The sequence below is a fragment of the Pseudomonas sp. OV546 genome (assembly GCF_900116845.1).
GTDB classification, from domain to species: domain Bacteria; phylum Pseudomonadota; class Gammaproteobacteria; order Pseudomonadales; family Pseudomonadaceae; genus Aquipseudomonas; species Aquipseudomonas petroselini.
In genome coordinates this window covers 25,417-48,945 of record NZ_FPCE01000002.1, presented here as the reverse complement: position 1 = coordinate 48,945, position 23,529 = coordinate 25,417, and the positions used below count along the sequence as shown (strand labels likewise).

Annotated in this window: 29 protein-coding genes; 18 read left to right on the top strand and 11 right to left on the bottom strand. The window is 60.4% G+C overall.

Features of this window, described 5'->3' with window-relative positions; all coding sequences use genetic code 11:
• Positions 1-8 precede the first annotated feature (8 nt).
• The 11 genes from BM403_RS05430 to recX all read left to right on the top strand — a co-directional run bounded on the left by BM403_RS05430 (position 9) and on the right by recX (position 6,737).
• On the top strand, positions 9-581 hold the full coding sequence (locus BM403_RS05430; protein WP_046034451.1) for a phage tail assembly protein: 573 nt from the start codon (positions 9-11) through the stop codon (positions 579-581).
• Positions 578-703, top strand: a complete 126-nt coding sequence (locus BM403_RS32130) for a hypothetical protein (protein WP_012722513.1) — start codon at positions 578-580, stop codon at positions 701-703. Before BM403_RS05430 ends, BM403_RS32130 begins: the two co-directional genes overlap by 4 nt.
• Positions 704-709: 6 nt before the next feature.
• A complete protein-coding gene (locus tag BM403_RS05425; RefSeq protein ID WP_093541983.1) occupies positions 710-1,861 on the top strand; it encodes a glycine zipper domain-containing protein in 1,152 nt (383 codons plus the stop codon).
• Entirely contained in the window at positions 1,861-2,244 is a 384-nt protein-coding gene (locus BM403_RS05420; RefSeq protein ID WP_046034453.1) for a phage tail protein, read from the top strand. The genes BM403_RS05425 and BM403_RS05420 overlap by 1 nt, the downstream gene beginning before the upstream one ends.
• On the top strand, positions 2,237-2,449 hold the full coding sequence (locus tag BM403_RS05415; protein ID WP_012722516.1) for a tail protein X: 213 nt from the start codon (positions 2,237-2,239) through the stop codon (positions 2,447-2,449). Before BM403_RS05420 ends, BM403_RS05415 begins: the two co-directional genes overlap by 8 nt.
• 9 nt (positions 2,450-2,458) lie before the next feature.
• On the top strand, positions 2,459-3,469 hold the full coding sequence (locus BM403_RS05410; RefSeq protein ID WP_093541982.1) for a contractile injection system protein, VgrG/Pvc8 family: 1,011 nt from the start codon (positions 2,459-2,461) through the stop codon (positions 3,467-3,469).
• Between the two features lie 21 nt (positions 3,470-3,490).
• Positions 3,491-4,048, top strand: coding sequence for a glycoside hydrolase family 19 protein (locus tag BM403_RS05405; RefSeq protein ID WP_046034455.1), 558 nt, complete (start codon positions 3,491-3,493; stop codon positions 4,046-4,048).
• On the top strand, positions 4,036-4,536 hold the full coding sequence (locus tag BM403_RS05400) for a lysis system i-spanin subunit Rz (protein WP_012722519.1): 501 nt from the start codon (positions 4,036-4,038) through the stop codon (positions 4,534-4,536). The genes BM403_RS05405 and BM403_RS05400 overlap by 13 nt, the downstream gene beginning before the upstream one ends.
• Positions 4,537-4,617: 81 nt before the next feature.
• Positions 4,618-5,118: a CinA family protein gene (locus tag BM403_RS05395; RefSeq protein WP_012722520.1), complete on the top strand. Its 501-nt coding sequence runs from the start codon at positions 4,618-4,620 to the stop codon at positions 5,116-5,118.
• Positions 5,119-5,202: 84 nt separating this feature from the next.
• Positions 5,203-6,261, top strand: coding sequence for a recombinase RecA (recA, locus tag BM403_RS05390; protein ID WP_012722521.1), 1,059 nt, complete (start codon positions 5,203-5,205; stop codon positions 6,259-6,261).
• Positions 6,262-6,269: 8 nt separating this feature from the next.
• Positions 6,270-6,737: a recombination regulator RecX gene (gene recX / locus BM403_RS05385; RefSeq protein WP_093541980.1), complete on the top strand. Its 468-nt coding sequence runs from the start codon at positions 6,270-6,272 to the stop codon at positions 6,735-6,737.
• A 259-nt stretch (positions 6,738-6,996) separates the two neighbouring features.
• Here the strand turns inward: recX and BM403_RS05380 are convergent, their stop codons facing one another.
• Positions 6,997-8,109: an LOG family protein gene (locus tag BM403_RS05380; RefSeq protein WP_012722523.1), complete on the bottom strand. Its 1,113-nt coding sequence runs from the start codon at positions 8,107-8,109 to the stop codon at positions 6,997-6,999.
• A 377-nt stretch (positions 8,110-8,486) separates the two neighbouring features.
• On the bottom strand, positions 8,487-8,927 hold the full coding sequence (locus BM403_RS05375) for a PA3611 family quorum-sensing-regulated virulence factor (protein WP_034102440.1): 441 nt from the start codon (positions 8,925-8,927) through the stop codon (positions 8,487-8,489).
• 179 nt (positions 8,928-9,106) lie between these two features.
• Between BM403_RS05375 and BM403_RS05370 the strand changes: the two genes are divergently transcribed.
• From BM403_RS05370 to BM403_RS05360, 3 genes are all read left to right on the top strand, one after another.
• On the top strand, positions 9,107-9,826 hold the full coding sequence (locus BM403_RS05370) for a tRNA-uridine aminocarboxypropyltransferase (protein WP_012722525.1): 720 nt from the start codon (positions 9,107-9,109) through the stop codon (positions 9,824-9,826).
• 253 nt (positions 9,827-10,079) lie between these two features.
• Entirely contained in the window at positions 10,080-10,730 is a 651-nt protein-coding gene (gene erdR / locus BM403_RS05365; protein WP_012722526.1) for a response regulator transcription factor ErdR, read from the top strand.
• A gap of 69 nt (positions 10,731-10,799) precedes the next feature.
• On the top strand, positions 10,800-11,168 hold the full coding sequence (locus BM403_RS05360; protein ID WP_173390397.1) for a diacylglycerol kinase: 369 nt from the start codon (positions 10,800-10,802) through the stop codon (positions 11,166-11,168).
• A 3-nt stretch (positions 11,169-11,171) separates the two neighbouring features.
• On the opposite strand, the gene BM403_RS05355 is transcribed toward BM403_RS05360, so the two are convergent.
• Positions 11,172-12,098 carry a LysR family transcriptional regulator gene (locus BM403_RS05355; protein ID WP_012722528.1) on the bottom strand — a complete coding sequence of 309 codons (927 nt, stop codon included), beginning with the start codon at positions 12,096-12,098 and terminating at the stop codon, positions 11,172-11,174.
• Between the two features lie 125 nt (positions 12,099-12,223).
• On the opposite strand from BM403_RS05355, the gene fpr reads away from it, so the two are divergent.
• On the top strand, positions 12,224-13,003 hold the full coding sequence (gene fpr, locus BM403_RS05350; protein WP_003189055.1) for a ferredoxin-NADP reductase: 780 nt from the start codon (positions 12,224-12,226) through the stop codon (positions 13,001-13,003).
• Positions 13,004-13,065: 62 nt separating this feature from the next.
• Here fpr and tsaA read toward each other — a convergent pair whose 3' ends face one another.
• From tsaA to BM403_RS05315, 7 genes are all read right to left on the bottom strand, one after another.
• Complete coding sequence (gene tsaA, locus BM403_RS05345) at positions 13,066-13,761, bottom strand: tRNA (N6-threonylcarbamoyladenosine(37)-N6)-methyltransferase TrmO (protein WP_012722529.1); 696 nt, start codon at positions 13,759-13,761, stop codon at positions 13,066-13,068.
• Positions 13,762-13,764: 3 nt separating this feature from the next.
• Complete coding sequence (locus BM403_RS05340; protein ID WP_012722530.1) at positions 13,765-14,226, bottom strand: YehS family protein; 462 nt, start codon at positions 14,224-14,226, stop codon at positions 13,765-13,767.
• 68 nt (positions 14,227-14,294) lie between these two features.
• Positions 14,295-15,005: an rRNA pseudouridine synthase gene (locus BM403_RS05335; protein WP_012722531.1), complete on the bottom strand. Its 711-nt coding sequence runs from the start codon at positions 15,003-15,005 to the stop codon at positions 14,295-14,297.
• A 102-nt stretch (positions 15,006-15,107) separates the two neighbouring features.
• Positions 15,108-15,575 (bottom strand): GNAT family N-acetyltransferase, encoded by a 468-nt coding sequence (locus tag BM403_RS05330; protein WP_012722532.1) that lies wholly within the window; start codon positions 15,573-15,575, stop codon positions 15,108-15,110.
• 97 nt (positions 15,576-15,672) lie between these two features.
• Positions 15,673-17,013, bottom strand: coding sequence for a 30S ribosomal protein S12 methylthiotransferase RimO (gene rimO, locus BM403_RS05325; protein ID WP_046034459.1), 1,341 nt, complete (start codon positions 17,011-17,013; stop codon positions 15,673-15,675).
• Positions 17,014-17,194: 181 nt separating this feature from the next.
• On the bottom strand, positions 17,195-17,530 hold the full coding sequence (locus BM403_RS05320; RefSeq protein ID WP_093541978.1) for an addiction module antidote protein: 336 nt from the start codon (positions 17,528-17,530) through the stop codon (positions 17,195-17,197).
• On the bottom strand, positions 17,527-17,850 hold the full coding sequence (locus BM403_RS05315) for a type II toxin-antitoxin system RelE/ParE family toxin (protein WP_093541975.1): 324 nt from the start codon (positions 17,848-17,850) through the stop codon (positions 17,527-17,529). The genes BM403_RS05320 and BM403_RS05315 overlap by 4 nt, the downstream gene beginning before the upstream one ends.
• A 412-nt stretch (positions 17,851-18,262) precedes the next feature.
• On the opposite strand from BM403_RS05315, the gene BM403_RS05310 reads away from it, so the two are divergent.
• From BM403_RS05310 to BM403_RS05300, 3 genes are all read left to right on the top strand, one after another.
• Positions 18,263-20,164, top strand: coding sequence for a potassium transporter Kup (locus tag BM403_RS05310; RefSeq protein ID WP_012722534.1), 1,902 nt, complete (start codon positions 18,263-18,265; stop codon positions 20,162-20,164).
• Between the two features lie 127 nt (positions 20,165-20,291).
• A complete protein-coding gene (locus BM403_RS05305; RefSeq protein WP_012722535.1) occupies positions 20,292-21,398 on the top strand; it encodes an NADH:flavin oxidoreductase/NADH oxidase in 1,107 nt (368 codons plus the stop codon).
• Positions 21,399-21,669: 271 nt separating this feature from the next.
• Positions 21,670-21,855, top strand: coding sequence for a hypothetical protein (locus BM403_RS05300; protein WP_012722536.1), 186 nt, complete (start codon positions 21,670-21,672; stop codon positions 21,853-21,855).
• A 53-nt stretch (positions 21,856-21,908) separates the two neighbouring features.
• Here BM403_RS05300 and BM403_RS05295 read toward each other — a convergent pair whose 3' ends face one another.
• Positions 21,909-23,528 carry a glucan biosynthesis protein D gene (locus BM403_RS05295; protein WP_093541973.1) on the bottom strand — a complete coding sequence of 540 codons (1,620 nt, stop codon included), beginning with the start codon at positions 23,526-23,528 and terminating at the stop codon, positions 21,909-21,911.
• Position 23,529 lies beyond the last annotated feature (1 nt).

The window sequence follows — 23,529 nt, the reverse complement described above, 5'->3', positions numbered from 1 at the left end:
GCTGCCCCATGGCCTGGATGCCACCGCTGCACCGCCTGCTCTCGCCGATCAACGCCGACACCGGCGCGACGATCGAACAGGTGCAACTCAAGCCGCTGTACTACGCCGCGCAAAAAGAAGCGCTGGCCCGGGCCGGTGATGACGAGGACGACCAGTTCTTCGAACTGGCGAAACTCGCCACCGGCCTGTCGGAAAAAGAGCTCGACCAACTCAAGCGCCCGGACTACGTGACCATTGCCCAATACGTACACGAGATGTCGACACGTCCCGCGTCGTTTTTCCTCGGCACGCCGGCGGAATCGGGCCACGACCAGCCCGTCCACTTGCTGCTGCCCCTCGATGCCGCCGGCCGTACCTTTACCGAGTTGTCCCTGGAAATGCCCGCCCTGCGCGCGACCAAGGTGATGAAGAAACTCGCCACCAACAAAGAGCGCGCCGAGTTCATCACCGCTCACTGCAGTGGCTTGATGATCCCTGATCTTGCCGGCTTGACCGTACCCGACTGGACCGAACTGCAGGCGCGCATCGACGATTTTTTAAATCAACCGGCGGCCTTCTTTCGCAACGCGACATCGAAGTGATCCTCGATGTGGTGCCGCTGGTTTACTCGGTAACTGAAGCGGAGATCCTCGACTGGGATGCCGCCAAAGCATTGCGCCGCTACGACATCGCGATCACTCGCCTTGGGGTTAAACAGGAGTAGAGCGGGATGCAGGAAACTAAATATGGGATCAAGCTCGCCCAGGAGGACTTCCGCTGGATGATCGGCGAGGCCGATCTCGGCAATGTGCTCGCACCGTTTTCCACCCGTGCCGCGGCACCTGTGAGCCTGGAGGCTGCCTCGCAGCCACAGTTGGAGCTGCGCTCTACGCTGGTCACACTCAGTGTGGACATCAACGCCTTGACCCAAGAGCAAGTGCGACTGCGCGAGACGTTGGAGACGCTTAACAGTACGTTGTTCATCAACAGCGATTCCCTGGCGCCCAGGGCGGCTGATGTCGCCGCGAGTGCGTTGAAAGATGAACCCAAGGCGCCCGCTGAGGGGGCTGTGATGGGCATGGTCAAGGCTGTTGGCGGCGAATTGTGGGATGCGCTGAAAGGCAAACTCGCAGAAAAGGCCATTGATGGGCTCCTGGACCCGATCAGCAAGAAGGTCAAAGGTCGCAAAAAAATCGGTGGGGGTGGTTCAGGCCTACTTAACCTGTTCGGGCAAGCCCGCCAGGCCCTGGGTGGCTCGCCACCAGGCATTCAGTCGGGTGCGACCTCGCAAGGCTTTCAGTCCTTTGCCGGGACAAGCGTCGCAGCGCCAAGGCTCAGCCTGCCAAGCGGCCCCTCGGGTGCCTTGACCGATACCGTTGCCACGCTCGGAACCGTCGGCATCCGGCGGCTCGCCCCCTTGAGAACCGCCGAAGCCGCCCTGGACGTGATCCAGGGCGTACGCAACGGCGATGCCAACGCCGTCGGTTCCGGCCTGAGTACTGCCGGTGGAGCCTGGGCCGGCGCCTCTGCCGGCGCAGCCATCGGCACTCTGGTTTTACCCGGCGTAGGCACTGCCGTCGGCGGCGCGATCGGTGGTCTGCTGGGCAGTGAGGCGGGCGCCTGGTTGGGGGACAAACTGTTCGGTTCGAGTGATCGCTTGCCGTCACCGAACGCGGTCAGCAAAGAACTCAACCATGCGCGCCCGGACAACGTTCAAGTCTCGATCGCCCCCAGTATCCAGATCACCGGGGTCAATCCTGCCGACGCCCAGCAGGTGGTCAACCAGGTTATCCAGGCCCTGCAATTCCAATGTGTGCCGATGCTCACCGATGCGTTGGGGATCCGGCGCAACGCGGCTTTGGCCGATCCAGGAGGTGATTGATGCGACAGCAAATGGTACTGGGCGCCTTTATTTTTGGCCTCTCCCGAGGGTTTGCCTATTCCACGTTGGCCCGTAGCAGCGATGGCGGCTGGAGCGACCTGGCGATAATCGCCAGCAAGCCGCAGTCGCGGCAGAGCGGCCAGAAGCTGGAAAAACTTACGTTCAGTGGCACGGCCATGTACGGCATCGGTATGCAGCGACTGGATGAATTGCGCGCGCTGCAAAATCAGCGCACGCCGTTGCCGCTGGTGGATGGGATCGGCCGTAACTGGGGCTTGTGGCGGATCAACTCGGTGATGGAAACCCAGAACAATGTGATCGATGACGGCACCGCCATGGTCATGACCTGGAGCCTTGAGCTGGAGGAATTCGTCAATGCGTAGAGTGCGAAGTATCGCCGGTGATTCGGTCAACCTGCTGCTCTACCGCGAGCTTGGGCGTTGCGATGATGGCGCCGAAGAAACCTTGTGGCGCCTGAACCCGGACCTTGCCGAGTACGGGCCGGTGCTTCCGGCCGGTGTGTGGGTGAGCGTGCCTGAAATGCAATCGCGGCCGACTGCGTTGCAGCCTGTTCTGGCATGGGATTGAGGAGGTTTTATGGCACAGGGATTTACGCCGATCGTGGAGTTTTACGGCGCCAACGCGGCGTTGCTCAATCAACGCATCATGCGTTGGAGTCACACTGACGCGGCGGGCATAGAGTCTGACCGGCTGGAACTGACGCTCAATATCGAAGGCCTTGAAGGCCTGCCAAGCTTGAGCGGCAAAGTCGGCATGCGCGTGGGTTACTCGGAGTCGGGGCTGGTAGAGAAGGGCGAGTTCGTCATCACCCAGCGAACCCCCGTGCTGTTTCCCATGCGCCTGATGATCGTGGCGACGGCCGCGCCTTTCAGCGTGGGCGACCCACACGGCTACCGTCAGCGTCGTTCCGCCAGTTACGGGCCTACCACGCTGGGGGCGCTGTTTCGGCAATTGGTCGGCCGGCATGGTTTTTCACCGCGTGTGGCGCCGTCGCTGGAGGGCATTCCGATTGCCCACATCGACCAATCCAACGAAAGCGATATGGCGTTTATCACGCGTCTGGCCAGGCGCTATAGCGCGGTGACCAAACCGTTCAACGAGCTGTATGTGCTGGCAGAGGCCGGGCAAGTCAAATCGCTGTCCCTTCAACAACTGCCGGAAGTGAAATTGTCCGTGACCCAGGACAACCGCCCCGGTGACCACGCCTTCATCACCGCCACGCTCAATGACAACGCGCGCTCCAAATACGGCGGCAGCCGTGTCACCTGGTGGGATGTTGCCGGGGGCAGGCAGCGCGTGGTTGAGATCGGGGTCGCGCCGTTCAAGACCGTGCGCCAGCGGTGTCAGAACGAAGAAGAAGCGCGTGCCGTCGCCGAAGGTGAGTTGCGCCGTGTGGGGCGGGAGGGGCTGGAGCTGTTGATCGATTGCCCCGGCAACCCGTTGTTGGCCGCCGAAGGGCTGTTGCGCCTGGACGACACCTGGCCGGCGTACATGCAGGGGCAATGGTCGATAACCAAGGTCATCAATGTGGGCGACCCGGTGACGGGGTATCGCAGTTCGATCACGGCCGGTGGTTTGTCCACCTAGGGGGCTTTCAAGGTGAGTGTGGTGGTGATAACTCAGCCTCAATTGATTCAAATCATGCCAGGAGCCCGCCGTGTAGCGGGCCTTTTTTTACCCGCGTTGAATGCGGCTTTCATTCGTTACGAAATCAACAGCGTGCAGCGTGCCGCTGCTTTTCTCGCGCAGATCGGCCACGAGTCCGGCGAACTGCACTACGTGCGCGAACTCGGCAGTGACGCCTATTTGAGCAAGTACGATACCGGTGCATTGGCTGCGCGCTTGGGCAACACGCCCGAGCCGGATGGCGATGGCCAAAAGTACCGAGGCCGCGGGCTGATCCAGATCACCGGTCGGCGCAATTACCTCGCTTGCAGCCAGGCGCTGTTCGGTGATGAACGATTATTGCGTGAGCCGGTGTTGCTGGAGCAACCCCAATGGGCTGCCGAGTCCGCCGCCTGGTTTTGGCAGAGCAATGGCCTGAACGAGCTGGCGGATAAGGATCAGTTCACCACCATCACGCGGCGTATCAACGGCGGGCTCAATGGCCTGGAAGACCGTTTGCGCTTGTGGGCGCGGGCGAAGGCGGTGTTATGCGCTTCTTAGGCGTATGCCGCCTCATCGGCGCGTGCTTGCTGGTGGCGCTGACCTGGCAGGTGCAGGCCTGGCGCCATGCTGCGCAGCTTGAACATGTGTTGATGGCGCAGGCGCAGGCGCTATCTGCGCAAAGCCAGGCAGCCTTGCATCAACAGCAGGCTGAACACGCCAAACGGCTGGCCCTAGAGCAACAGCTCAACGCCAGTGACCAACACCATGCGCGGGAGTTAAGCGATGCCCAACGTCACCAAGCTGCTCTGCGCGACCGCCTGGCCACTGCTGATGTGCGGTTGTCAGTCCTTCTCGACGCCACCGAGTCCACCAGTGGCTGCACAATGCCAGCCTCCGCCCCCGCCGGCAGCGTGGTTCATGCAGCCACGCGAGCCCGACTTGACCCGGCGCATGCTCAGCGAATTATCGGCATCACCGACGACGGAGACAACGCCCTGATTGCCTTGCGGGCCTGTCAGGCCTATGTGCGCGCGGTCGCCCGTTAATCTCTTGTTCCAGTCTGTCGCTTGCATGAGCGATTTGCTCCTGTAGGGTAGGCAAATCCCCGCCCACTTCTGGAGACGACCGTGAAGGAAATCACTCAATTGGCTGCCGAACTGGGTCGCCGCTTGCAGGTGCTCAATGCGCATGTCACCACGGCCGAGTCCTGCACCGGCGGCGGTATCGCGGAAGCCATCACGCGGGTCCCGGGAAGCTCGGCCTGGTTCGAGGCGGGTTACGTCACGTATTCCAACCGCCAGAAGACCCGGCAGTTGAATGTGCCGGAAACGTTGTTTCCAAAAGTCGGCGCGGTCAGCCAGGAAGTGGTGGAGGCGATGGTCCGTGGCGCACAGGAAAAAAGCCTCGCGCGATTTGCCGTAGCGGTCAGCGGCGTGGCTGGGCCGGACGGTGGTTCGCCGGACAAACCGGTGGGTACTGTATGGCTGGCCTTTGGCGTTGGTGACGAGCTGACGGCCGAGCTGCAGCACTTCCCCGGCAACCGCGACGAGGTCCGCCGACAAACGGTAAAGGCCGCGTTAGAGGGCTTGTTGCGACGAGCTGCAGCAGAAATAGAAAATCAGGGGTAGGCGATCTCCGATCTTTGTGGAACAATACTGTCTACTTATACAGGTGTTGGCCGCCCCGGCCTTATTGATTACGTGAGGACTTTAATGGACGACAACAAGAAGAAAGCCTTGGCTGCGGCCCTGGGTCAGATCGAACGTCAATTCGGCAAGGGTGCCGTAATGCGTATGGGCGATCACGACCGTCAGGCGATCCCGGCTATTTCCACTGGCTCTCTGGGTCTGGACATCGCGCTCGGCATTGGCGGTCTGCCAAAAGGCCGTATCGTTGAAATCTACGGTCCTGAATCTTCCGGTAAAACCACCTTGACCCTGTCGGTGATTGCCCAGGCGCAGAAAATGGGCGCCACCTGTGCGTTCGTCGACGCCGAGCACGCCCTCGACCCTGAATACGCCGGCAAACTGGGCGTCAATGTTGACGACCTGCTGGTTTCCCAGCCGGACACCGGTGAGCAAGCCCTGGAAATCACCGACATGCTGGTGCGCTCCAACGCCATCGACGTGATCGTGGTCGACTCCGTGGCAGCCCTGGTACCCAAGGCTGAAATCGAAGGCGAAATGGGTGACATGCATGTGGGCCTGCAAGCCCGTCTGATGTCCCAGGCGCTGCGTAAAATCACCGGTAACATCAAGAACGCCAACTGCCTGGTGATCTTCATCAACCAGATCCGTATGAAAATCGGCGTGATGTTCGGTAGCCCGGAAACCACCACCGGTGGTAACGCGCTGAAGTTCTACGCTTCGGTCCGTCTGGATATCCGCCGTACCGGCGCGGTGAAAGAAGGTGACGAGGTGGTGGGTAGCGAAACCCGCGTTAAAGTCGTGAAGAACAAAGTGGCACCGCCTTTCCGTCAGGCTGAGTTCCAGATTCTCTACGGCAAGGGTATCTACCTGAACGGCGAGATGATCGACCTGGGCGTGCTGCACGGTTTCGTCGAGAAATCCGGTGCATGGTATGCCTACAACGGCAGCAAGATCGGCCAAGGCAAGGCCAACTCAGCCAAGTTCCTGGCGGACAACCCGGACATCGCTGCCACGCTTGAAAAGCAGATCCGCGACAAGCTGCTGACCGCAGCGCCAGACGTGAAAGCTGCCGCCAACCGTGAACCGGTTGCAGAAGTTGAAGAAGCTGACACTGACATCTGAAGCAAACGATGACTGTTGTACTGGATACACTCGTCGCCGTTCGGCGCACCGCAATGGACCTGCTCGCTCGCCGCGAGCATGGTCGAGTCGAGCTGACGCGTAAATTGCGTCAGCGCGGCGCGGAGCCCGAGATGATCGAAACTGCCCTCGACCGCTTGACGGAAGAGGGGCTGCTTTCCGAGTCTCGTTACCTTGAAAGTTTTGTCTCCTACCGAGCCCGCTCCGGCTACGGCCCAGCGCGCATCCGTGAAGAGCTGAGCCAACGTGGTCTGCAACGTGCGGACATCGACCTTGCCCTGCGTGAGTGCGGTATCAGTTGGCAGGCGCAGCTGGAAGACACCTGGCGACGCAAGTTCTCTGGCCATCTTCCGATTGATGCCAGGGAGCGTGCGAAGCAGGGGCGATTCCTGAGTTATCGCGGGTTTTCTATGGAGATGATCAGCCGCTTGCTGAGCGGTCGGGATATGGACGCCTGAGTATCTTGGTGTACAGGCCGTTGTGGTGAGCGGGCGTACCGTGGCTAAGGCGCTTGCCGTGGCGAGGGGGCTTGTTGTGGCAAGTGAGCTAGCTGTGGCAAGGGGGCTTGTTGTGGCAAGGGAGCTAGCTGTGGCGAGGGAGCTTGCTCCCGCTGGGCTGCGAAGCAGCCCCATCACCATAACCCCATCCCCCCCACTGAGCCCCCCCAAAAAAGACCCACTATGAAAATAGTGGGTCTTTTTTTTTGCCCTCAAAAAATCAAGCCGGCTCCGGTGCCACCCGCTGCTGCGCCTTCCCCTGAGCCTGCGCCCAGTTCTCCGGCAAGTTGATGTAATCCACCAACTCGCGCAACCGCCCCTGATCGCGACCATTGAAGTTGAACACCAACCGCGTCAAATGGCCGAACCTCGGCTCATCATGCTCCTCGCCGGTGTACGCAAGCTGCTGAAACTCCCCGCTCAACCGCAGGCTGGCAAACTCACTCTGCAGATGGGCCAATGCCCGGTCACTGAGTGGGTGATGCATGCGCACCACAAACTCCCGCTTCAACCAGCGTGTGGAGTGGAAGTTGGCATAAAACTGGTTGATCTCTTCAACCGCCTCTTCGGCGCTGTACACCAGGCGTACCAGCTTGAGGTCGGTGGGCAGGATGTAGCGGTTGGCTTCCAACTGGCTGCGGATAAAGTCCAGGGCGCCTTGCCAGAACCCGCCGCCTGGCGCGTCCAGCAGCACCACCGGCACCAGCGGGCTCTTGCCGGTCTGGATCAGTGTCAGTACTTCCAGCGCTTCATCCAGGGTGCCAAAACCACCCGGGCACAAGACCAATGCATCGGCTTCCTTGACGAAGAACAGCTTGCGGGTAAAGAAGAAGTGGAAAGACAGCAGGTTCTCCGTGCCATCGATGGTCGGGTTGGCATGCTGCTCAAACGGCAGCGTGATATTGAACCCCAAGCTATGTTCCAGGCCCGCGCCTTCGTGGGCGGCGGCCATGATGCCACCACCGCCGCCGGTGATCACCATCAGGTCCGAGCGCGCCAGTGCAGCGCCAACTTCTCGGGCCAGGGCGTACAGCGGGCTTTCCACCGGGGTGCGTGCCGAACCGAACACGGTGACCTTGCGTCGGCCCTTGAACTGTTCCAGCACGCGGAAGGCGTGGTCGAGTTCGCGGATGGCTTGCAGGGTGATTTTGGCGTTCCAGCGGTTGCGGTCGTCCTGGGCCATGCGCAGCACGGTGAGGATCATGTCGCGATACAGAGGGATATTAGGGCTGTTGGGAGCGATCAGCTGGAGTTGGGCTTCGACCTGCTGTGTAAGGTCGGCGCCGTTTTCTTCAAAATGCCGGAGCAGGCTGTCATTCGGTTCGTAAGGCATTCAACTTCTCCTTCTTCACAGAGGCGGGGCCTGCGGCGAGAAATTCGTCCGGCGGCCGCGACACTGCATGTGTCGCTGCATGCCCAAGGCATTGCACATGTTCGCCAGGCGGCAAACGGGCTCTGTATGTTCCTTGTGATTTAAAAACCTTTGCACTGCACGTCGCAGGAGGGCAACCCTCTTTTGCCCTGAAAATGTTACAGAACGGCGTGAAAACCGTTGTGAACGGGCGGTTGGGATGGCTTGATCATGGGCCGAAAAACCCTTGGCTGGCAACCGCTTATTGGTCACTCATCAGGGAGTTTAGCCGCGTACAGGGCGTTGAAGCGGGGGGAGTGCGCGCCACCGGACAGCAGCGCGCGACGGTCAGGCCAAGGTTACTTTTTCTTCTTCGCCGCAGCCGGTGCCGGGCAATCCGCTTCGACGAACTTTACCGATGCCACAGGACGGTTGGTCTTGTTCTCGGTGATTTCGTAGCGCATCACCGCGCCCTTGGCCATCAGCTCGCGGTAGCCTTTGTTCAGGCACACGCTCTGGCCCAGTTGGAAATACACCGCCTTGGGGTTGGCGCGCATCTGTTCGGCGCGGTCGGGCAAGACGCTGAGGTGATCGATCAGCTGCATGCCTTCTACGGTGTAGGCGACTTCCAGGGTTTTTTCGTCGATTTCCCGGGGCAGGTCCTTGTTGCTCTCCGCCGCGACGCTTTGCAGCTTGCGGTTCATTTGGGCCTCCAGCAGCGAGGCCGCCTGGGCGCACACGGGCAATACCAGCGCGAGGGCGACGGATGGGGCGACAAAACGCAGCATGGAACGCAGCATGAAACTCTCCTGATTCGGTTACTGGTGCATAGACCAGCCACTGCGCTGTGCGTTCAGTGGCGCGCAATTATAGGTGAGCCCCTGCCACTACAGCCAGGCGTATCGCTGGTAAACTGCGGCCACTTCCGCCTTCCACGAGTTTTTACCGTGTCGATTTACCCGTTCCCACGGCGCATCCGATGAGCCACGCCGTTTCCCGCCTGCGCACCCAGCGCCTGGCCCGCGCCGTCCGGCCGTTCCTCAACCGTGGTTCGCGTGCCGAGCGTTGCCCTGGCTGCCGGGTCATCCCTGAATACTGCCTGTGTGCCTGGCGGCCCAAGGTCGCGGCGAAATCCGCCATGTGCCTGCTGATGCATGACGTTGAGCCGATGAAACCCAGCAACACCGGCTGGCTGATCGCCGATGTCATCGACGACACCACGGCGTTCGCCTGGTCGCGTACCGAAGTTGACCCTGAATTGCTCACTTTGCTGGCCGACCCACAATGGCAGCCCTATATCGTGTTCCCCGGCGAATTCGTCGCGCCCGAGCGTGTCGTCAGCGAAGTGACGGTGGCAGAGGGCAAGCGCCCATTGTTCATCTTGCTCGATGGCACCTGGAGTGAGGCGCGCAAGATGTTCCGCAAAAGCCCCTACCTGGAGCATCTACCGGTACTCAGCCTGGCGCCGGAACAGCTGTCACGCTACAAACTGCGTCGTTCCAAGCGCGACGACCACTTCTGTACCGCCGAAGTCGCCGCCCTGTGCCTTGAGCTGGCGGATGACCAGGCCGCCTGCGAAGTACTCGACGCCTACCTGGACGTGTTCAGCACCCATTACCTGGCGGCCAAGTTCCAATTACCCCTGGACCCGACGGACATCGTCCATACTCGTCTTGCGCCCTATGTAACGGCGGTATAACCAGACGACGTTTGCATGATGGCACCCTAAACCCGCACGCCGCTAAAATGCCCATGGGCGTAGTGCTTGACCCCCCAGGCTACGCTGGGCATGCTGGGCGCCGATTGGGGTGCAACCGTGAATTTTTCGACGTCGTTCCAGGGGCTTTTGACGTTGAGCGTGCCCTGTGGCGATAGCTGCCTGGCTGTCGCCTTGTGTACTGGCGAACCCTGAACCCATCAGGGCTCCCATAAAAAACAGGATCATTTAATCAATGGCCACATACGAAATCCTGATAGCCGACGACCACCCGCTGTTTCGCAGCGCGCTGCACCAAGCAGTGACCCTGGGCCTTGGCCCGGACGTGCGCCTGGTCGAAGTGGCCAGCATTGCCGAGCTGGAAGCCCGCCTCACCGAAAAATCCGACTGGGACCTGGTGCTGCTCGATCTGAACATGCCCGGCGCCTACGGTTTCTCCGGGCTGGTGCTGTTGCGTGGGCAATACCCGCAGATCCCCGTGGTGATGGTCTCCGCCCAGGAAGAGGCCGATGTGGTGGTGCGCTCCAAGGAGTTTGGCGCCAGCGGTTTCATTCCCAAGTCCAGTGCGATGGAAGAGATCCAGAAAGCGGTGCGCGCCGTGCTGGATGGCGATGTGTCCTGGCCGCCGCAGGCGTTTGAAGAAATCAATGTGTCCGACGAGGCCAAGGCCGCCCGTGATGGCCTCGCCAGCCTGACGCCCCAGCAGTTCCGGGTGCTGACCATGGTCTGTGAGGGCTTGTTGAACAAGCAGATTGCCTACGAACTGAGCGTGTCGGAAGCGACGATCAAGGCCCATGTGACGGCGATTTTCCGCAAGCTGGGCGTGCGTACACGTACCCAGGCGGCGCTGCTCTTGCAACAACTTGAGTCAATTTCGCAGCACTAGGCGTTCACCGCTTCACGCTTTTTTGACTTTGCGTGATCTAGTTTCCCCACTCCTTTGGTTCAGTTGCCTATCTCTATGTCGCCTTTCAAGGGTCAAACCGGTATCAAACGTATTTTCAATGCAGGGGGATATTCCCTGGACGGCCTGCGCGCAGCGTTCACCGGCGAGGCGGCGTTCCGCCAACTGGTGCTGCTCAACGTGATTCTGATCCCGGTGAGCTTTTTCCTGAATGTCAGCCGGGTCGAGCGGGCCTTGCTGATCGCCGTGTGCCTGCTGGCGTTGATCGTCGAGTTGCTTAACTCGGCGGTGGAGGCGGCGATCGACCGCATCTCCCTGGACCGCCACCCACTGTCGAAAAACGCCAAGGACATGGGCAGCGCCGCCCAGTTCGTCGCGCTGACCATGATTACTCTGGTGTGGGCCGTGATCCTGGTCTGACCCTCAGGCAATGCTCGGCAGCACGATCTCGTCGCTGCGCTGGACCCCGGCGGTGAAGGCGCGGCACAGCTCCAGGAACTCGCGCATGGCCGAGGTCTGGTACTTCTGTTTATGCCAGATGAAGTAGAACTGCCGGGCCAGGTCCAGGTCCGGGGTTTCCACCGGCACCAGGCTGCCACGGCGGAATGCATCGCGCAGCGCCAGCCGCGAAATGCAGCCGATCCCCAACCCTGACTCCACTGCACGCTTGATCGCCTCGGTATGTTCCAGCTCCAAGCGGATATTCAGCGTGCTGCGGTGGTGGCGCATGGCTTGGTCGAACGTCAAGCGCGTGCCCGAACCCTGTTCACGCAGGATCCACGCTTCGTGGGTCAACTCATCCATGCTCGCCATGCCACGCTTGGCCAGATGATGCTGCGGCGCACAAAACACCACCAATTCATCCTCGACCCAGGTTTGCACCTCGATATCCGGGTGGCTGCAGTCGCCTTCGATTAGACCCAGGTCAATTTCGTAATGCGCGACCTGGTGCACGATATGGGCAGTGTTCTGCACATGCAGCTTCACCTGGCTCTCGGGGTGCTGTTGCATGAAGCTGCCGATCAGCAGGGTGGCCAAATAGTTGCCGATGGTGAGGGTAGCGCCGACCGCCAGGGAGCCAAAGCCGGACTTGCCGTTCAGCAGGTCCTCGATCTCCTTGGCCTGGTCCAGCAGCGCCACGGCCTGAGGCAGCAACTGGTGGCCGAGGGCGTTGAGGCTCAGGCGTTTACCGGCGCGGTCGAATAATTGGCAGCTGGATTGACGCTCCAGCTCAGTAATGGAAGTGCTGGCGGCGGATTGAGATAAGGCCAGAAGGCCAGCAGCGCGTGAGACGCTTTCCTGCTGGGCGACGGCGACGAAGACTTGCAGTTGACGGAGAGTAAATCGCATATCGATATAACCGATAACCCTTATCTTAATAATCCAGTTAACAGATATTGTCGCCGCCATTAGAATGCTGTGCAATTGCGCATCCACACCTTTGGCGCAGACCCATTTCCAGGAGTTCCCCGTACATGAGCAACATGAACCACGAGCGTGTCCTCAGTGTTCATCACTGGAACGACACTCTGTTCAGCTTCAAGTGCACCCGCGATCCGGGCCTGCGCTTCGAGAACGGTCAGTTCGTGATGATCGGCCTGCAACAGCCCAACGGCCGCCCGCTCATGCGCGCTTACTCCATTGCCAGCCCGAACTGGGAAGAGCATCTGGAGTTCTTCAGCATCAAGGTGCCGGATGGTCCGCTGACCTCCCAATTGCAGCACTTGAAGGAAGGCGACGAGATCATCATCAGCAAAAAACCGACAGGCACCCTGGTGCTTGACGATTTGAAGCCGGGCAAACACCTGTACCTGCTCAGCACCGGTACTGGCCTGGCGCCATTTATGAGCGTGATCCAGGACCCGGAAACCTACGAGCGTTTCGAAAAAGTGATCCTGTGCCACGGCGTGCGTTACGTCAACGAAGTCGCTTACCGCGAGTTCATCACCGAGCACCTGCCGCAGAACGAATTCTTCGGCGAGGCCCTGCGTGACAAGTTGATCTACTACCCGACCGTGACCCGCGAGCCGTTCGAAAACGAAGGCCGCCTGACCGACCTGATGCGCAGCGGCAAGTTGTTCAGCGACATCGGCCTGCCGCCGATCAATCCTGAAGATGACCGCGCCATGCTGTGCGGCAGCCCAAGCATGCTGGACGAAACCAGCGAAGTGTTGAACAGCTTCGGTCTGAAGGTTTCGCCGCGCATGCGTGAGCCGGGTGATTACCTGATCGAGCGCGCGTTCGTCGAGAAATAAACACCGGTCAAAAAAATGTGGGAGGGGGGCAATCCCCCTCCCACATTTTGTTTCCGGTTTATTCAGTTAGCTGGCAGCACTTCAAGCACACAAATCACCCCAGCCTCCGGATAGTGCCAACGCACATCCACATCCCAGAATTGCGCACCGTATTCCCGCTCTGGTCCCGGTGTCTGGTACGCCGGCCGTGGATCCTGCGCCAAACACTGATCGATCAATTCCACTAGTGGCTCGCCAAGGCGCTGGGCATGGCCTTGTGCCTGTTGCAGGGCGGTCTTCAGCCACTGCACGGGGATCAACTGCGGCGCACCGCTGGCGATGTCATTGGTGGCCGTGTCGACGATGTCGGCATACGGCACATACGGCTTGATATCCAGCACCGGCGTGCCATCCAGCAAGTCGATCCCGGAAATCCACAACCGCCCCGGTTCCACCTTGTCCAGCTTCACCACCGACTGGCCAATGCCATTGGGTCGATGGGTCGCGCGCGTGGCAAACACGCCCATGGACGTGTTGCCGCCCAGGCGGGGAGGGCGCACTTTCAGGCGGGGTTTGTCTTCCAGCGCCTGGTGGAACAGGAACAGCAGCCATACATGGCTGACCTGTTCCAGGCCCTGCACCGCGTCACCGCCGTCGAATGGCGCCACCAGCTCCAACACACCACGGGCGGCGGGCGCCAGCTGTGGTTGGCGTGGGATGGCAAACTTCTCCTTGAAGCAGGAGCGCACGAACCCGACGGGCGAGACGTTGTAACTCATGGCTTACGCACGAACCCGCAGCGTCAGGCCCTTGAGGAAGTTACGCAGCAGCTGGTCGCCACAGGTCCGGTAGTTGGTGTGGCCGAACTTGCGGAACAGCGCGCTCAGCTCAGGCTTGGACACCGGAAACTCGGCGGCCTTGAGGATCGCATGCATGTCGTCTTCCTTCAGTTCGAAGGCCACGCGCAGTTTCTTGAGGATGATGTTGTTGGTCACCGGGGTCTCGATCGGCTGCGGCGGGCGGCTTTCGTCCTTGCCGCGCTTGAAGATCACCAGGCCATCGAGGAAGTGGGCCATGACCTCATCCGGGCAGAACACGAAGCCTTCTTCCTCATCTTTCTTGAGGTAGGTCAGCAGGTCTTCTTTGGTGACTTCCATGCCGCCGAGCTGGGTGATCTCGACCATCTTGTTGTCGCTGATGTCGAGCATGTAGCGCACGCTGCGCAGTACGTCATTGTGAATCATGGTGGGCAATCCTGGTTTTCAACGGTGGACACCGCCCAGGCAGGCGATGTCGATAATAGGGGAGCGGCTTAGAACTTCTCTTTGCCGGATAGGTACCGCCATTGGCCCACTGGCACTTTGCCGATGGACACGCCGCCGATGCGGATGCGGCGAATAGCGATAACCTTGAGGCCGACCGCTTCGCAGAACAGCGCGATGACACCCGGCTGCGGGTTCTTCATCGCAAAGCGCAGGCGGTTCTCGTTCTGCCAGCTGGCTTTGACCGCCGGCAGCTCTTTGCCTTTGTAGGTCAGGCCGTGGTTAAGGCGGTTGAGGCCGTGGGCAACCATGTCGCCTTCGACCTCCACCACATATTCCTGCTCGATCTTGGCGGCATCGGCGGTCAACTTGCGCAGAATCTTCCAGTCCTGGGTAAATACCAGCAGGCCGCTGGCCTTGGCTTGCAGGTCGGCGCTGGCGGTCAGGCGCAGGAAGTGGCCCTTGAGCGGGCGCTTGCTGAAGCGGTGCTCTTCGGACAGGGTCTCGGCGCTGATCGAGGCCATCGCCGTTTCTGCGTCCATACCTGCTGGCGCGTGCATCAGGATGGTCACCGGCTCGGGCACGGTGGCCTTCGCTTCGGGGTCGAGTTCGACTTTCTGGGTGGTGACCTTGAACTGCGGCTCGTCGATCACTTCACCGTCCACCGAGACCCAGCCGCCTTCAATGAACAGCTCAGCCTCCCGACGGGAGCAACCGACCAGTTCGATAAGGCGTTTGGAGAGGCGTATGGGGTCAGTCATGACAAGGGCCGTAACAAAAGGGGGCGGCTATTGTACCTGCCTGGCGCCGGTTAATCCCGGCCCCATTTCAGTGCTTTGTCTTTTTGTGGGCGCTGTGTTTCGTCAGCCACTGCGCTGTTGCTGCTGGCACAAACGCATACGCAGTAACGGATACGGCTGTCCCAGGCCATCATGCTCCGTGCGTCCGATCACCTCGAACCCCTGTTTGAGGTAAAAGCCCAGCGCCTGGGGGTTCTGCTCGTTCACTTCCAGCTCGTCGGCGTTCATATGCTCGATCGCATAGCGCAGCAATTGCCGGCCAAGGCCCTGGCCCCGGTATTTCGGGTCGATAAACAACATTTCGACTTTACCTGTGGCCACCCCGGCAAACCCGGTGATGCGTTGGTGCGAGTCTTTGGTGCAAATCAGCATCACCGTGTCCAGATAGTGAGTCAGCACCAGGTGCCTCAGGTGCTCGATGTAGCTATCCGGCAAAAAATCATGGGTCGCCCGCACGGAGGACTCCCATATTTCAGTCAGTTTTTGATAATCGCTGGTTTTAGGTGTGTGGATAACCGAATGCCGACGCATGCTCGCTGCCCCTGCCGATGATTGGCGATGGGCAAACGATAGACCTAAAAAAGTCCCACATCTTGATCAGATGCAGGGCTTTTTACAGGGTTACCGATCAGTCGCGCTTTTCAGCCCACAGGTCGTATTCGTCGGCGTCGGTCACGGTGCACCAGACCTTGTCGCCCGGCTTCAGGCCGCTGGCGTCGTCGATAAACACGTTACCGTCGATTTCCGGCGCATCGAAGAAGCAACGGCCGACGGCGCCTTGCTCGTCGACTTCATCGATCAACACTTCGATTTCCTTGCCGATACGCAGCTGCAGACGCGCCGAGCTGATGGCCTGCTGGTGCGCCATGAAGCGCTCCCAGCGGTCCTGCTTGACGTCGTCCGGCACCACGGCCAGGTCCAGCAGGTTGGCCGGGGCACCTTCGACCGGCGAGTACTGGAAGCAGCCAACGCGGTCCAGTTGGGCTTCGGTCAGCCAGTCCAGCAGGTACTGGAAGTCTTCTTCGGTTTCGCCGGGGAAGCCAACGATGAAGGTCGAACGGATGATCAGTTCCGGGCAGATCTCGCGCCAGTTCTTGATGCGCGCCAGGGTTTTGTCTTCGAAGGCCGGGCGTTTCATGGCCTTGAGCACCTTCGGGCTGGCGTGCTGGAACGGGATGTCCAGGTACGGCAGGATCTTGCCGGCGGCCATCAGCGGGATCAGTTCGTCCACGTGCGGGTACGGGTAAACGTAGTGCAGGCGCACCCACACACCCAGGCTGCTGAGGGCTTCGCACAGTTCGGTCATGCGGGTTTTCACCGGCGCGCCGTTCCAGAAACCGGTGCGGTACTTCACATCGACGCCGTAGGCGCTGGTGTCCTGGGAGATCACCAACAGCTCTTTGACGCCGGATTTGACCAGGCGCTGGGCCTCATCGAGCACGTCACCGACCGGACGGCTGACCAGCTTGCCGCGCATCGACGGGATGATGCAGAAGCTGCAACTGTGGTTGCAGCCTTCGGAAATCTTCAGGTACGCATAGTGGCGTGGGGTCAGCTTGATGCCTTGCGGCGGCACCAGGTCGATCAGCGGGTTGTGGTCCTGGCGCGGCGGCACTACATCGTGCACGGCGTTGACCACCTGCTCGTACTGCTGCGGGCCGGTCACCGCCAAAACGCTCGGGTGCACGTTGCGGATAGCGCCTTCTTCCACGCCCATGCAGCCGGTCACGATGACCTTGCCGTTTTCCTTGATGGCTTCGCCGATCACTTCCAGGGACTCTGCCTTGGCCGAGTCGATGAAGCCGCAAGTGTTGACCACCACCACGTCGGCGTCCTGGTAGGTGGACACAACGTCATAGCCTTCCATACGCAGTTGCGTGAGGATGCGCTCGGAGTCGACCAGAGCCTTCGGGCAACCCAGGGAAACAAAGCCAACCTTGGGGTTGGCTTTTGCGATGGTGGTGGACATGTCTAACCTCGGTATTGAATGACGCCGCCAGTCGGGCACGACAGGGCTGCGGATGGGCACTTGGTGTGCCTCTGATCAAAAAGTGCGCAATTCTAGCGACGGGCAGCGCACTTGACCAGCTTTATGCAGGGAAATGCGACGAGCGCTGCAGTGGGTCATTCGCACGGACCTTACCCCGCTCTTAAACCCGGATGTCTTGCTCCGCGCGGTGCGAGACAACTTTAGACATGCCTACACCTAACGCCTGAAGCACTTTCAGGAGGGTGGAGAGCTTTGGATCGCCGCCGACAGCGATGGATCTGTAGAGATTTGCTCTATTGAGCCCCGTGTTCTGCGACAAACTCAGCATGCCTCCACGCGCTTCCGCGACTCGACGGATAGCGACCAGGAAGGCGTCCTCACCCCCTTCCTCATCGATTTCCTCAAGTGCGACAGAAAGATATTCGAGGGCAAACGCTTCGTCGTTTCGAAGCATTTCAAGAACGCTATCCTCATGAGAACGAGTACGAGTGGTCATTGTTGCTGCACCTTGTAAGATTTCCAGAGAGCCTTGGCCTGATTGATGTCGTTCTGTTGTCTGGCCTTTGAGCCACCGCCCAATAGGAAAACAATTCTTCGATCCTGAATTGCGTAATACACGCGAAACCCAGGTCCGAAGTCGAGCTTCATCTCAAAGACCCCATCACCCACCGGCTCGGTAATGCCAAAGTGCCCAAGGGCCGCTCGGTCCACTCTTGTGGTGATTCTTGCTTTCGCACGCGCGTCTTGCACGGTGTCTAGCCAGGCTTGGTAGATATCCACGCCATTGACGGATAGTACGTGTTTCACTTCGTACATTCAGGACTGTACCTTAAAAGAGACAGGGCGATGATTGAGTTTCTATATCGACTGCGCGCGCCATGCAGGAGCACGATTTATTGATCGGGTAAGCCAGCCGGGGAGTGCCCGCTTACGCCGCTAAGGCAGCACTACTGAGCCGGGCCAAAATATACGGCCGGCCGTAATGTGATCAATGCAGGCGAAAAGACTCCAAAATGCCCTGACCACTATCAATGACAGCAGAAAACCGAGCCCAAATCACTTCAACAGCGAAATGCGACGAGTGCTGCGCTATGCTTCGCGCCGTTGCGGGTAGGTAAAATCCTAAGGTCAACAAAACGTCTGTTACGAGAAGTAAAACAGCGCATGCTAGGGTCAGCTTAGATGCGTTGTTTATAAAAGACCTCAGGTCAAAGGGCAGGAGTGGTTGATGGGTCAGGCAAGTAATCAGGCAGCAGGTGCCGAGCAGTCAAACGCCAAGCCGATTGGCATGCTGGTGGCAGCGGTCGGGGTGGTGTATGGCGATATCGGGACCAGCCCGCTCTACACCCTTAAAGAGGTGTTCAACGGCGGTTATGGAGTTCAGGTCAACCACGACGGTGTGCTGGGGATCCTGGCGCTGATCTTCTGGTCACTGATCTGGGTGGTCTCGATCAAATACATGCTGTTCGTGCTGCGCGCCGATAACCAGGGTGAGGGCGGGATCATGGCCCTGACTGCACTGGCACGACGGGCAGCGGGGGAGCGCAAGAAGCTGCGCAGTTTCCTGGTGGTGTGTGGCCTGTGCGGCGCGGCGCTGTTCTACGGTGACAGCATGATCACCCCGGCGATTTCCGTGTTGTCCGCGGTTGAGGGCCTGGAGTTGGCCTTCGACGGTCTGGAAAAATGGGTCGTGCCCATCGCCCTGGTGGTACTAGTGGCGCTGTTCCTGATCCAGAAGCACGGCACCGACCACATCGGCAAGCTGTTCGGGCCGGTGATGGTGACCTGGTTCCTGGTGCTGGGCGGCCTCGGTGTGTATGGGATCACCCTGCACCCTGAGGTGCTCAGTGCCATGAACCCGATGTGGGCCGTGCGATTCTTCGAGGCTCACCCTGGCATTGGCGTGGCCATCCTCGGCGCGGTGGTGCTGGCGTTGACCGGTGCCGAAGCGTTGTACGCCGACATGGGCCACTTCGGCCGCAAACCCATCGCTCGGGCCTGGTTCATCTTGGTGCTGCCGGCGCTGGTGCTCAATTATTTCGGCCAGGGCGCGATGCTGCTCGGCGACCCTGAAGCCGCGCGTAACCCGTTCTACCTGCTGGCGCCGAGCTGGGCGCTGATCCCGCTGGTGGTGTTGTCTACCCTGGCGACGGTGATTGCCTCCCAGGCGGTCATCTCCGGCGCATTCTCGCTGACCCGCCAGGCGATCCAGTTGGGTTACATCCCGCGTATGCATATCCAGCACACCTCCAGTGCCGAGCAAGGCCAGATCTATATCGGCGCGGTGAACTGGTCGCTGATGGTCGGCGTGATCCTGCTGGTGCTGGGCTTCGAGTCCTCCAACGCCCTGGCGTCGGCCTACGGCGTCGCGGTGACCGGCACCATGCTGATGACCACCATCCTGGTGTCGGCGGTGATGCTGCTGCTGTGGAAATGGCCGCCGGTGCTGGCCGTGCCGGTTCTGGTCTGCTGCCTGTTGGTCGACGGGCTGTACTTTGCCGCCAACGTGCCGAAAATCATCCAGGGTGGCGCCTTCCCGGTATTGGCCGGGATCGTGTTGTTCGTGCTGATGACCACTTGGAAGCGCGGCAAGCAATTGCTGGTGGAGCGTCTCGACGAAGGCGGTCTGCCGCTGCCGATCTTCATCAGCAGCATCCGTGTGCAACCGCCCCATCGGGTGCAGGGCACCGCCGTGTTCCTCACCGCGCGCCCGGACGCCGTGCCTCACGCGTTGTTGCACAACCTGCTGCATAACCAGGTATTGCATGAGCAAGTGGTGCTGCTGACCGTGGTCTACGAAGATATTCCGCGCGTTCCGGCCGCACGGCGGTTTGAAGTGGATGCCTATGGCGAAGGCTTCTTCCGCGTCATCCTGCACTTCGGTTTCACCGACGAGCCGGATGTGCCCCAAGCGCTGAAGTTGTGTCACCTCGATGAGCTGGACTTCAGCCCGATGCGCACCACTTACTTCCTTAGCCGCGAGACGGTCATCGCCTCGCGAATCAAGGGCATGGCCCGTTGGCGCGAAGCTTTATTTGCCTTCATGCTGAAGAACGCCAACGGCAACCTGCGCTTCTTCAAACTCCCGGTAAACCGCGTGATCGAGCTGGGTACCCAGGTCGAAATGTAGGCTTTTTCAGCACGGGAGCCGGCAATCGGCTCCCGCTTTCCTTTCTGAACCCTGTGCAATCCAGCGTTGTCGACTAGGCTCTAAGCACTGTTTGAATAGTGCCCACAGAACCCAGAAGAGGTGCGCCATGAGTCAGCTGCTCGAACCCTACACCCTGCGCCAATTGACCCTGCTCAACCGCATCGCGGTTTCGCCCATGTGCCAATACTCAAGCGTCGATGGCCTGGCCAATGACTGGCACCTCGTCCACCTCGGCAGTCGTGCCGTCGGCGGCGCGGGGTTGATTTTCACCGAAGCCACCGCCGTGACCGCCGATGGCCGCATCACTGCCGAAGACCTCGGCCTGTGGAAAGATGAGCAGATCGAACCGCTGCAACGCATCACGCGTTTCATCGCGGCCCAAGGCGCGGTGGCCGGCATTCAACTGGCCCACGCCGGGCGCAAAGCCAGTACCCATCGGCCCTGGATCGGCAAGCACGGCAGCGTCAAGCCGGAAGACGGCGGCTGGGTGCCGGTAGGGCCATCGCCGATTGCCTTCGACCCTCAGCACACCCAACCCAAGCCTTTGGACGAAGGGCAGATCCAGCAAGTGATCGCCGATTTTGTCGCCGCCGCCAAGCGCGCCCTGACCGCAGGCTTTGAAGTGGTGGAAATCCATGCAGCCCACGGTTACTTGCTGCATCAATTCCTCTCGCCCATCAGCAATCAGCGTCAGGACCAGTACGGTGGCTCGTTTGAAAACCGTATCCGGCTGGTGTTGCAAGTGACCCAGGCCGTGCGCGAAGTCTGGCCCCAGGAACTGCCGCTGTTTGTGCGGGTGTCGGCCACCGACTGGGTGGAGGATGGCTGGAACCCGGATGAAACCGTGGAGCTGGCACGTCGCCTGAAGGACCTGGGGGTCGACCTGATCGACGTCTCGTCCGGGGGCACGGCCGCCAACGCCGAGATCCCCACCGGCCCCGGCTACCAGACCCGCTTCGCCGAGCGCGTGCGCAAAGAGTCGGGGATGGCCACCGGCACCGTGGGCATGATCACCGAACCCGCCCAGGCCGAGCACATCCTGCGCACCTGTCAGGCCGACATCATCTTCCTCGCCCGTGAGCTGCTGCGTGATCCGTACTGGCCGCTGCATGCCGATGATGACCTGGGCGGGCGCAAGGCCACCTGGCCTGCGCAGTATCAGCGCGCCACCCATCGTGACCAGCCGATCCATGAGTCTGACTTGAGGGATTGAGCCGCTGCGCGCTTCACCAGAGCCCACCCTGACCCGGTGGGTTTTTTTACGGCTGTAGCGTGGGAAATGGCTGTAGGTCTTTGTTACCGCGATACTTTTTTAAGTGAATACTCTAAAAAAATCCCACAGATTTCGAGATCGTTTCTACGCTTAGGGTAAAGCTGACTTCTGGCCCAGGAAGTCAGTCGGTTTGCTCACTGAGGCATTGCGCTTCATGGGAGGCGGGTAATGGGCAACAGGAGTTTTTGATGGATATCAGGAGAAGCAGTCCATGGCCAAGTCCTATGGTGTAGCGGGTGTGGTGGTGTGTTTTCTGACGCGCAGGGTGTCTCTACGGGGGCGAAGGTTGAGTTCGGATGAAGTGGAATTGCTGGCGCAGTACCGCGCCTTGACCGAGAACGATCAGGTGGCAATGCGGTATCTGATTGGGGCGATGAAGAGTGTGTCGCGGTTCTGATGCCTGCCTTTGAGCCCTGTGGGAGCGGCGGTGCGCCGCTCCCACAGTTGGCATCATGTGTATTTACGCGCCTCGGGTGCCGGCGGGAAATACTGATACAGCCAGGTTTCACTCAAGGTGCGGTCTTGCGTGCGGATAAACAGGCGCAGTTCCACCGGTTCCACGCTGTCGCTGGTCGGGTACCAGTCAAACAGGATGCGGTAGCCCTTGATGTTGTCGAGTACCAGCACGCTGAAGTCCTTCACTTCGCCGTGGGAACAGGTCACCACTGGCTCGATCCCGGTGCCCGCTGGCAGGCGATCCAGGCCGCCACCCTTGAAGTCCACGGCAAATCGGCGGGCCCAGACTTCCGGGTAGTGCTCACCCGGTGCCCAGCCTTCGGTAAAGCCGCCCATGCCGGAACGGGTGGCATCGACCTGTGCCAGCGGCGTGCTCACCGGTGGCAGCGCGCTCCAGTACAGCTTGTAGCCGTAGTTCAGCGAATCGCCGGCCGCCACGGGTTTTTTCGGGGTCCAGAAGGCCACGATGTTATCGAGGGTCTCGCCGGTGGTAGGAATTTCCAACAGGTCGATCGAGCCTTCGCCCCATGCGGTGGTCGGTTCGACCCACAGGCTCGGGCGCTTGCTGTACCAGTCCACCGTGTCCTGGTAGCTGGCGAACTCATGGTCGGTCTGCACCAGGCCGAAGCCTTTCGGGTCTGTATCGGCAAACGCGTTGAATTGCAGCTTGGCCGGGTTATTCAGCGGACGGCAGATCCACTCGCCGTTGCCGCGCCACATCGCCAGGCGGTCCGAGTCGTGGATTTGCGGGTGGATGGTGTCGCACATGCGGCGCTCGTGGGTGCCGCAGCTGAACATGCTGGTCATCGGCGCGATGCCCAGTTGCTCGATGGTGGTGCGCGCATTGATATGGGCGTCGATGGCCATCACCACCTGGTTGGCCTGGCAGTCGATGTCGAAGCGATAGGCGCCGGTCGCGCTGGGCGAGTCGAGCAGGGCGTAGACCACGAAGCGAGTGGCGTTCTTGTCCGGGGTTTCAAACCAGAACTGTGTGAAGTCGGGGAATTCTTCGCGTTTTTTCGCGTAAGTGTCGATGGCCAGGCCACGGGCCGACAGGCCGTACTGGCCGGTTGAGTCCACCGCACGGAAGTAGCTGGCGCCGAGGAATGACAGTACGTCATGCCGGTCCAGTTCGGGTGCCTTGAACAGCTTGAAGCCGGAGAAACCGAGATCGCCGGTCAATTGCTTAGTGTCGACCGTGGTTTTTTCATAATTGAACAGCGAAGGGCGGAAATGCACCTCACGCGCTTCACGGGTCTTGGGGTCGACGCTGTGCATGCGCACCGGCGTCTTGAACCCCATGCCGACGTGGAAGAACTGCACGTCGAGTTGGCCGTTCAATTCCTTCCACAGCGAATGGTTGCCGTCGTAGCCGATGGCATTGAAATTCTGCGGGGTCATGGTCGCCAGGGTCGGCGGCAGCACCTGTCGGGTGTCTTTGTAAGCGGTTCCGGCGAGTTGTTTGGCCTGGGCCTTGAGCGATTCGAAATCGAACGCCACGGCCTTGCCATCGGCGGCACGGTTCCCGGCCCAGGCGGCAAGCAGGCCGCTGGCGGATAAACCGGTGTAAGCCGCAATGGCCATGGACGCTTTGAGCAAATTCCTGCGGTGCATA